This window comes from Collinsella sp. AM24-1 (assembly GCF_003470325.1).
In the GTDB taxonomy this organism is placed as follows: domain Bacteria; phylum Actinomycetota; class Coriobacteriia; order Coriobacteriales; family Coriobacteriaceae; genus Collinsella.
The window spans coordinates 66,152-75,773 of sequence record NZ_QRHM01000011.1 but is presented as its reverse complement, the minus strand read 5'-3'; the positions used below and the strand labels follow the sequence as shown (position 1 = coordinate 75,773).

Annotated in this window: 7 protein-coding genes; 4 read left to right on the top strand and 3 right to left on the bottom strand. The window is 60.6% G+C overall.

What is annotated here, in order from left to right; genetic code table 11:
• Positions 1-105 precede the first annotated feature (105 nt).
• The 4 genes from hisS to larD all read left to right on the top strand — a co-directional run bounded on the left by hisS (position 106) and on the right by larD (position 7,015).
• Positions 106-1,419, top strand: coding sequence for a histidine--tRNA ligase (gene hisS / locus DW661_RS05915; protein WP_117770439.1), 1,314 nt, complete (start codon positions 106-108; stop codon positions 1,417-1,419).
• 257 nt (positions 1,420-1,676) lie between these two features.
• A complete protein-coding gene (locus tag DW661_RS05910; RefSeq protein ID WP_369832481.1) occupies positions 1,677-4,490 on the top strand; it encodes a phosphoenolpyruvate carboxylase in 2,814 nt (937 codons plus the stop codon).
• Between the two features lie 466 nt (positions 4,491-4,956).
• A complete protein-coding gene (gene larA, locus DW661_RS05905) occupies positions 4,957-6,234 on the top strand; it encodes a nickel-dependent lactate racemase (protein WP_117770441.1) in 1,278 nt (425 codons plus the stop codon).
• Positions 6,235-6,283: 49 nt separating this feature from the next.
• Positions 6,284-7,015 (top strand): D/L-lactic acid transporter LarD, encoded by a 732-nt coding sequence (gene larD / locus DW661_RS05900; protein WP_006234784.1) that lies wholly within the window; start codon positions 6,284-6,286, stop codon positions 7,013-7,015.
• Between the two features lie 307 nt (positions 7,016-7,322).
• Here larD and DW661_RS05895 read toward each other — a convergent pair whose 3' ends face one another.
• The 3 genes from DW661_RS05895 to larB are packed head-to-tail and all read right to left on the bottom strand — an operon-like array spanning position 7,323 to position 9,554.
• The gene (locus tag DW661_RS05895; protein WP_117770442.1) at positions 7,323-7,862 is read right to left on the bottom strand and encodes a TetR/AcrR family transcriptional regulator; all 540 of its coding nucleotides are present in this window, start codon (positions 7,860-7,862) and stop codon (positions 7,323-7,325) included.
• 2 nt (positions 7,863-7,864) lie between these two features.
• The gene (locus DW661_RS05890) at positions 7,865-8,761 is read right to left on the bottom strand and encodes a LarC family nickel insertion protein (RefSeq protein ID WP_117770443.1); all 897 of its coding nucleotides are present in this window, start codon (positions 8,759-8,761) and stop codon (positions 7,865-7,867) included.
• A 10-nt stretch (positions 8,762-8,771) separates the two neighbouring features.
• Entirely contained in the window at positions 8,772-9,554 is a 783-nt protein-coding gene (gene larB / locus DW661_RS05885; protein ID WP_117848135.1) for a nickel pincer cofactor biosynthesis protein LarB, read from the bottom strand.
• Positions 9,555-9,622 lie beyond the last annotated feature (68 nt).

The following is a 9,622-nucleotide window of genomic DNA, read 5'->3' as shown; positions in this document are numbered from 1 at the left end:
ACGAGTCCCCATACCCTCGTTCGGCCAGATGCGCCGCCGCTGTTTGTGTTTGTGCCGTATAATGACCACTACCTATGACGCGATACAAAAGAAAGGTGTTTGCCCATGCAGGCACAGAAGGCGGAGGGAACCCGCGACCTTATCGGCGCCGAGATGCGCGCCTGGCAAAAGATGCAGCAGATTGCGGCCGGCGTGTTCGAGCCGTTTGGCTTTAAGCCCATCGAGACGCCCGCGATCGAGCAGGTGGACGTCTTTGTCCACGGCATCGGCCAGTCGACCGACGTCGTGCGCAAGGAAATGTTCCGCGTGTTCAGCGGTGCCAACCTGGAGCGCGTCTTTACCGAGGGCACCGACACCAAACTCAAGCCCAAGCAGCGCCTGGCACTTCGCCCCGAGGGCACGGCCGGCGTGGTGCGCGCCGTCGTCGAGAACAATCTGGTGCCCCAGGGCTCCACGCCGTTTAAGGCTTACTACGCCGAGGCCATGTTCCGCGGCGAGCGTCCCCAGAAGGGCCGCCTGCGCCAGTTCCACCAGGTGGGCATCGAGTGGCTCGGCGCTCCCGATCCGGCGGCAGACGCCGAGTGCATCATCATGCTCATGGAGTTCTACAAGCGCCTGGGCTTCGATCTTTCCAAGCTTCGTCTGCTCATCAACTCGATGGGTGACGCCCAGTGCCGTCCGGCTTATCGCGAGCAGGTTAAGCAGTTCATCCTCGATCACGCCGACGAGATGTGCGATGAGTGCCGCGAGCGCGCCGAGCTCAACCCGCTGCGTGCCTTCGACTGCAAGAACGACCACTGCCGCGAGATCATGGCCGAGGCTCCGCTGATGGGTGACAACCTGTGCGATGAGTGCCGCGAGCACTACGAGCAGGTCAAGCGCTATCTGGATGCCGCCGGTATCGAGTATGTCGAGGATCCCACCTTGGTGCGCGGCCTGGACTACTACACCCGTACTGTCTTTGAGGTCGAGGCCCCTGGCGCCGGCGTCGGCTCCATCGGCGGCGGCGGCCGCTACGATGGCCTGGTCGAGCTCGAGGGTGGCAAGCCCACGGCGGGCGTCGGCTTTGCTGTCGGTTTTGAGCGCGCCCTGCTGGCCCTGCAGGCCTTTGGCAGCGATTTGGGTGCCGATGAGGCCCCGTGCGTCTATGTCGCCAACGCCGGCAAGGAGCTGCGTCAGAACGTCTTTGCCATTACGCAGGAGCTTCGCGCCGCAGGTATCGTGGCCGAGGCCGACTATCAGGGTCGTTCGCTCAAGGCCCAGTTTAAGCAAGCCGATAAGGTAGGCGCCAAGCTCATCTTGGTCCTGGGTGGCGACGAGCTTGCCGCCGGCAAGGTCAAAGTGCGCGACATGCAGAGCCATGACGAGGTGCTCGCCGATCTGGACAACGTCGTCGAGGCGGTTCGCGAGCGCCTGTAGCGCATCTTTTTGAGCTTCGGGCCTGCTAACGTGTCCTGCTCATGGAGAGCGATTGTTACGGGGGTGTTTCGCTTTTATGCGGAATGCCCCCGTTTACGTATGCCGCCCACCGAGAAATACGACCATTTAGGGCAAAAACCTTTGCAATGCAGAAAATACTTTTGTGTGGTAAAGCGCAATCAGTGTCGAAAGTATTTCTCAAGCGCCTATAATGAATACCGCATGTTACGTGCATAGAAGGAGGAATGGGAGGAAACGTGGCTGAGAACCTAAGCAACCAGTCTGTACCCGAAGCCGCGGCGCGCGTCGCTGCCGTGGTCAACCGCCTCGTTAACCGAATCGGCTCGAATGCCGAGTCCAGGGAGCGTCTCGCCGAGATCGAGATCCCCGAGGAGCTGCGCGACAATCTGGCGCTGTTCTTGCGCCTGGAGCGCCGTGTGCTTAGCGAGTATGATCCCGAGATCGCGGACCTGTTCGACAAGATTTTGACAGCCGAGATTGTGGTCAATGCCGGCAACCCCGGTACCTGCGCTGCCGACGAAGCCGTCGACGAGCAGGGCGTGCCCACCGCCGACGAGCCCACTGCCGTGGCATTTCGTGAGGTCGTCGATTTGATCGACAGCCTGCCGCTCGATAAGCAGCAGGTCATCGTTCGCGCCTTTACGAGCTTTTTCCATCTGGCAAACCTGTCGGAGGAGAACTACCGTGTGGCGCAGCTGCGCGAGCGCGAGGCCGGTGCGTCGACCGATACCGAGGTCGATCCTGCCAACGAGCTTACCGTTGCCTATCACCAGCTGGTGAATGAGCTGGGTGTCGAGGGTGCCAACGAGCTGCTCGACAAGCTCGAGTTCCACCCTGTCTTTACCGCACATCCCACCGAGGCCCGTCGTAAGGCCGTCGAGGGCAAGATCCGCCGTATCTCCAACCTGCTGGAGGAGCGTCCGCGTCTGGGCGGCTCCGACCTGGTGGAGAACGAGCGCCATATGCTGCAGGAGATCGACGCCCTGGTGCGTACGAGTCCCATCGCGCTCAAGAAGCCCACGCCGGTCGAGGAAGCCGATACCATCATCGACATCTTCGATAACACGCTGTTCGACGTTATCCCCGTTATCTATCGTCGTTTTGACGATTGGGTGCTGGGCGACAAGGCCGGTACTGTGCCGCCGCTGTGCCCGGCGTTCTTCCATCCCGGCAGCTGGATCGGTTCCGACCGCGACGGTAACCCCAACGTCACCGCCAAGGTGAGCCGTGAGGTCGCCGCCAAGTACTTTACGCACATGGTGCTCAAGCTCGAGGACAAGTGCCGCCACATCGGCCGCAACCTCACGCTCGAGGCTACCTACAGCAAGCCGTCGGCCGAGCTCATTAACCTGTGGAACCATCAGGTCGAGATGAGCCCTCGTTACACGGCCCGCGCCGAGCTGATCTCCGAGCACGAGCCGCATCGCGCCGTCATGCTCGTCATGGCCGACCGCCTGAACGCCACCGTCCGTCGTATCACCGACACCATGTACCACAGCGCCGACGAGTTCCTGGATGACCTGCGCGTCGTCCAGCGTTCGCTGGCCGCCTGCGGTGCCGTCCGTGCTGCCTACGGCCCGGTCCAAACCATCATCTGGCAGGTCGAGTCCTTCGGCTTCCATATGGTCGAGATGGAGTTCCGTCAGCACTCCGTGGTGCATGCCCGCGCCCTTAAGGATATCCACGAGAACGGTATCCATGGCGACCTGCAGCCCATGACGCGCGAGGTCATCGATACCTTCCGCGCTATCGGCTCCATCCAAAAGCGCTACGGCAAGAAGATGGCGCACCGCTACATCATCTCGTTTACCAAGAGCGCTCAGCATGTGGCCGACGTCTTTGAGCTGGCGCACCTGTCCTTTGCACACGAGGAGGATGTCCCCGAGCTCGACGTGATCCCGTTGTTCGAGCAGCTCGAGGACCTCGAGGGCTGCGTCGACGTGCTCGATCAGATGCTTACGCTGCCCGTGGTGCAAAAGCGCCTTGCCCAGACCAACCGCCGCATGGAGGTCATGCTGGGCTATTCCGACTCTTCCAAGGATGCCGGTCCTACCACGGCCATGCTCGCGCTGCACTCCGCGCAGGAGCGCATCGCCAAGTGGGCAGAGAAGAACGATATCGACCTGGTGCTCATGCACGGTCGCGGCGGTGCCGTGGGCCGTGGCGGCGGCCCGGCCAACAAGGCCGTGCTGGCGCAGCCCAAGGGTTCGGTCAACTGCTTCTTTAAGCTTACCGAGCAGGGCGAAGTCATCTTTGCCCGTTACGGCAACCGCACGCTGGCTCAGCGCCATGTTGAGTCCGTTGCCGCCGCAACGCTTTTGCAGTCGGCCCCGAGTGTCGAGAAGACCAACACCGAGACCACGCAGAAGTTCTGGGATATGGCCGAGAAGCTCAACACTGCAAGCCACGAACGCTATCTGGACCTGCTGAACACCGAGGACTTTACACCGTGGTTCTCGACCGTGACGCCGCTGACCGAGGTCGGTCTGCTGCCGATCGGCTCGCGTCCCGCCAAGCGCGGTCTGGGCGCCAAGTCGCTCGATGACCTGCGTACCATCCCGTGGATCTTCAGCTGGAGCCAGGCGCGCATTAACCTGGCCGCTTGGTACGGTCTGGGCACCGCCTGCGAGCAGCTGGGCGATCTTGACCAGCTCAAGGCTGCCTACCAGGAGTGGCCGTTCTTCCGCACCTTTATCGACAACATCGAGATGTCGATTGCTAAGACCGATCAGCGCATCGCCAAGATGTATCTGCATCTGGGCGACCGCGATGATCTGTCCAAGAAGGTCTTTACCGAGATGCAGCTCACCCGTAAGTGGGTCCTTGCCATCGTCGGTGATGAATGGCCGCTGCAGCGTCGTCGCGTGCTCGGCTGCGCCGTTCGCGTGCGTAACCCCTACGTCGACGCCCTGTCCATCGCCCAGGTTCGCGCCCTTCGCGAGGTGCGTATGAACCAGGACGAGATGGCCGAGGAGAAGAAGGCCGAGTACATGAGCCTGATTCTTTCGACTGTGACCGGCGTCTCGGCAGGACTGCAGAACACGGGGTAATCGATAGCCCTGTAGTCGTCCGGGCCCGCCATTAGTTTACTTTTAGGCACGTCCTCGGACATGCAAGAAGCCCTCGCTGCGCACTTCGTGCGGCGAGGGCTTCTTGCGTCCTGCGGAGTGTGCCTAAAAGTAAACTAATGGCGGGCCCTGCGATGTCCGGTCTTCAGTGGATTACTGCTGGGGGAATTAATGGCGCGCTTCGCGCGTTTTGGATGGGGTCTGTCCCGGCGGCGCGTTTGGCGCTTCGCGCCGCGCGCCTTATCGATCGGGATTGAGATGCATGTGGTGCTTCTCGCCTTACGACTGTAGCGGCCGCGGTCCCGTTTGGGGTCGCGGCCGTTTTGTTGTGGGTCAAATATGAACGTTGTGTTAATGAGTCGGTGGACGGTGGTGTTTTTCGGTGAGCGGCGTATCCTTCCAACGGTTTATCTAGTGTGTCAGTTGAAAAGGAAGAGGGCGCTCGTCATTGTTTGAATGTGAACTGCCGTTTGACCACAAGACGTTGCATCTGGAGCTCGAGGATAAGAACTTCGCGGGTGTGATGGAAGGTCATCAAAACGAGTTTAAGACCACGAAATCGCAGGAAGAGCTGGTAGGGGAGTCGCTTGCCAACCCTTATGGCTCGCCGTCGCTCGAGGAGCTTTGTGCTGGCAAGAAGGATATCGTCATCATTAGCTCCGACCATACGCGTCCCGTTCCCTCGCGTGTGACGATGCCTATTCTGCTGCATCACATCCATTCCGCTGCGCCCGAGGCTCGCGTGCGCATTTTGGTTGCTACGGGTATGCATCGTCCGTCGACGCATGAGGAACTCGTCAACAAGTACGGCGAGGAGATCGTTGCCAACGAGGAAATCGTTATGCACGTCGCGACCGATGACAGCATGATGAAAAAGATCGGCACCCTGCCTTCTGGCGGCGAGTGCATCATCAACAAGATTGCTGCCGATTGCGATCTGCTGCTTGCCGAGGGCTTTATTGAGCCGCACTTCTTTGCCGGTTTCTCTGGTAGCCGCAAGTCCGTCCTGCCTGGCATCGCCAGCTACAAGACCATCATGTACAACCACAACGGTCAGTTTGTGAACGATTCCCATTCGCGTGCCGGCAACCTGTGCCACAACCACGTGAGCGAGGACATGTTTGCCGCTGCCGAGATGGCTCACCTTGCCTTTGTGCTCAACGTGGTGCTCAACGGCAAGCACGAGGTCATCGGCTCCTTTGCCGGCGACATCCACAAGGCGCACGAGGCTGGCTGCGAGTTCGTGAAGAGCCTTGCCGGCGTTGAGCCCGTCGAGTGCGAGATTGCCATTACCACCAACGGCGGCTACCCGCTCGACCAGAACATCTATCAGGCCGTGAAGGGCATGTGCTCTGCCGAGGCTACGCTTCCCGAGGGCGGCGTGATCATCGACGTCGCCGGCTGTGCCGACGGTCACGGTGGCGAGGGCTTCTATCACAACATCGCCGACAACGATCCGGCGGAGTTTGAGCGTGCCTGCATCGACCGTCCTAAGGACGAGACCCTGCCCGACCAGTGGACGAGCCAGATCTTTGCCCGCATCCTGGCGCATCACCCTGTGATCATGGTCACCGACCTGTGCGATCACCAGATGATCAAGGATATGCACATGACGCCGGTCAACACCCTCGATGAGGCGCTCAAGCTCGCCTTTGAGATGAAGGGTGCCGATGCCAAGGTGGCCGTCATTCCCGATGGCCTGGGCGTTGTCGTCGCACAGCACTAGTACGCGGCCTAAACGAATCGTTTATAACCGACAAGAAAGATAAGGTTTTATGCTTACCAAACTCCTCTGCGAATTCGGCGCAACGGCCCTCATGATCATCTTTGGCGTGGGCGTGCACTGCGATACCGTGCTTAAGGGTACCAAGTATCAGGGCTCCGGCCATATGTTTGCCATCACCACTTGGTCTTTTGGCATCTCGGTCTGCCTGTTTGTCTTTGGTGGCGCCGTGTGCATGAACCCGGCTATGGTGCTTGCCCAGTGCATCGTCGGTCTGGTGCCGTGGAGCAGCTGCATCCCCTTCATGATTGCCGATATGCTCGGCGGCTTTGCGGGTGCCGTGATCGCATGGTTGATGTATGCCGATGAGTTCAAGGCTTCCGATGGTGTCATCGATCCCATTGCTCAGCGCAACATCTTCTCGACCAACCCCACCACCGAGGGTACGAACTATGCCCGTAATTTCTTCTGCGAGGCTATCTGCACCTTTGTGTTCATCAGCGCCATCCTTGCTGCTGCTAACCGTGCTGGCGAGAACGTCCTGATGCTCGCTATCTGCGTCGGTCTGATCGTTTGGGCTGTTGGCATGGGCATGGGAGGTATCACTGGCTTCGCCATGAACCAGGCCCGTGACCTTGGTCCTCGCATGGCCTATCAGGTGCTGCCGATTAAGAACAAGGCTGACAACAACTGGAAGTACGGCCTGCTTGTTCCTGGCATCGCTCCGTTTGTCGGTGCCGCTCTGGCCGCGCTGTTTGTGCATGGTTTCTTGGGCATGTTCTAGGCCAAGACAATTGATATAACGCCCGGGTCCGGCATAGGTTAACTTTCCGCCGCGTCCTCGGACATGCAAGAAGCTCCCGCTGCGCACTTCGTGCGGCGGGAGCTTCTTGCGTCCTGCGGAATGCGGCGGAAAGTTAACCTATGCCGGACCCTGCGGGAATCCAGTTGCCTTCGAACAAGCAGCCCAACATATATATCTGAATATAGATGGGAGGGGCTTGTTGCTGTTGGGGGCGTTGAAGTGTGAATGACACTTTGGGATGCGTGGCGGCCTGGGTTGGGTCGATGATTTGGGATGAGCTTCTTACTTAGGTGAAGAGGGGCTTTATGGCTGAGAGGTAGTCTTTGGCTACGTCGGCTTTGTTTGCTTGGAAGTTGTGCCAGGCCCACCATTGGACCATTCCTACGAAGCTTGAGGCTATGTGGTGTAGTAAGAAGCTGCGGTCCATGGTGGCGGCGGGGCCTGCGGGGTCGACGGGGACGGTTTCGGCTGCGCGCGACATGATGGTCTTGCGGAGGCAGTCGGCGAAGACGCGTGAGCCGGCGCCGGCTACGAGGGCTCGAACGCCCTGACGGCGTTCCCAGAGGTTGTTGAGGATATGCTCGACTTGCACGAGTGGGTCGTCGAGCGGCGTACCATCGTCGTCGAGGGCGTGGGTGCAGATGTCGTTCACGAGCTCGGACAGTAGGTCGTCTTTGCTCTTAAAGAGGCCGTAGAATGTCGCGCGGCCTACGTGGGCACGAGCGATGATGTCGCCGACGGTAATCTTGCCGTAATCCTCTTCGCGTAGCAGCTCGGAGAACGCTGCAACGATGGCAGCGCGGCTTTTTTCTTTGCGGGCATCCATGGCTATGCATCCACGTCAACGAGTAGACAACGGAGCGTGCCAGAGCAACCCTCGTAGGGGCGCTTGCCGGCGCCGTAGCCGACGGCCTCGATGTGGTAGCGTGCCGGCAGGTGCTCGGACGTGCGCAGCGCGGTGACGATGGCGGCGCCCGTGGGCGTCACGAGCTCGCCAGCGACCGGTGCGGGCGTGAGGGCGATATTGCCCGCCTGGCACAGGTTGACGACAGCGGGGACGGGAATGGGCATAAGGCCGTGGGCGCAGCGAATGGTTCCGTGGCCTTCGGAGAGCGACTCGACCACGATGTCCTCAATACCTAGGTCATCGAGGCAGATGGCGACAGAGCAGACGTCGACGATGGAATCGACGGCGCCTACCTCGTGGAACATGACGGTCTCGGGCGTTTTGCCGTGAGCCTTTGCCTCGGCATCGGCGAGTACGGAAAAAATGGCGAGGGCACGACGCTTGGCACCATCGCTTAGCCGTGAGCCATCGATGATGGCGGTGACATCCGCCAAAGAACGGTGGTGATGGTGGTGGGCGTGATGGTGACCCTCATGGTCATGCTCGTGGCAGTGCTCGTGTTCGTGCTCGTCATGGTCATGATGGTGGTGCTCATGCTCGTGCATGTGCTCGGCAGCTGCTTCGTTGCCGTAGAGCCAGGCCATATCGTGGTCGTGGTTCTCGAGCTCCTCTGCAAGCTGGACGTCAAAATCACAGGCGTCGATGCCATGCTTGTTTGCACGCGTGACGGCGATCGTAAAGCCGTCGACCGGCAGTGTGGCGAGCTGTTCGCGCAGGTGCTCCTCGCTGGCGCCCAGGTCGAGCAGGGCCGCGACGGTCATGTCGCCGCTGATGCCCGAGGTGCCGTCGATGATAAGCGTGTGCTGATGGTTGGACATGGAATGCTCCTTAACGGGCGCAGGGTGTGCCGGCGCTCAGATGATTGATAAGACTTGCCTGGTAGGCGGCACCAAAGCCGTTGTCGATATTGACGACCGATACGCCGCTGGCGCAGGAGTTGAGCATGGCGAGCAGTGCGGCTACGCCACCAAAACTTGCGCCGTAGCCCACGCTGGTGGGAACGGCGATGACCGGACAGCTCACCAGACCGCCGACAACGCTCGCCAGCGCGCCTTCCATGCCGGCGATGGCGATGACCACCTGTGCCTGGGCAAGTTCCTCGGCATGCGCGAGCAGACGGTGCAGGCCGGCGACACCCACGTCGTAGAGGCGGTCGACCTCGTTGCCATAGAACTCGGCCGTCAATGCGGCTTCCTCGGCGACGGGCAGGTCGCTCGTGCCGGCGCAGGCGACGACGATGCGTCCGTTGCCGGTAGGGGAGGGCTTGCCTCCCACGAGGGCGAGCTGTGCGTCCGGGACATATCCCAGGTCGATGCCGTTGTCGAGGAGCTCCGAGGTGCGGTCTGCCTTTTCGGCGTCCAGGCGCGTGACCAGGATGCGCTCCTGGCCGGCATCGTGCAGCGCTTCGATAATGGCGGCAATCTGCTCGGCGGTTTTACCGGCGCCGTAGACAACCTCGCCGGCTCCCTGGCGCACCCCGCGCGAAAGATCGAGCTGCGCAAAACCCAGATCGGCGGTTGGCGCCGTCTGGATGCGCGTAAGCGCGTCGGCAGGGGCGACTGATCCGCCGGCAACATCGCTCAGCAGCTGCTCAAGATCTCGCTTATCCATATATGTTCCCTTCGACGGCGCAAAGTCTAGCACTCAAAGGGTATGTTTCCGAACACTAAGACAAAATT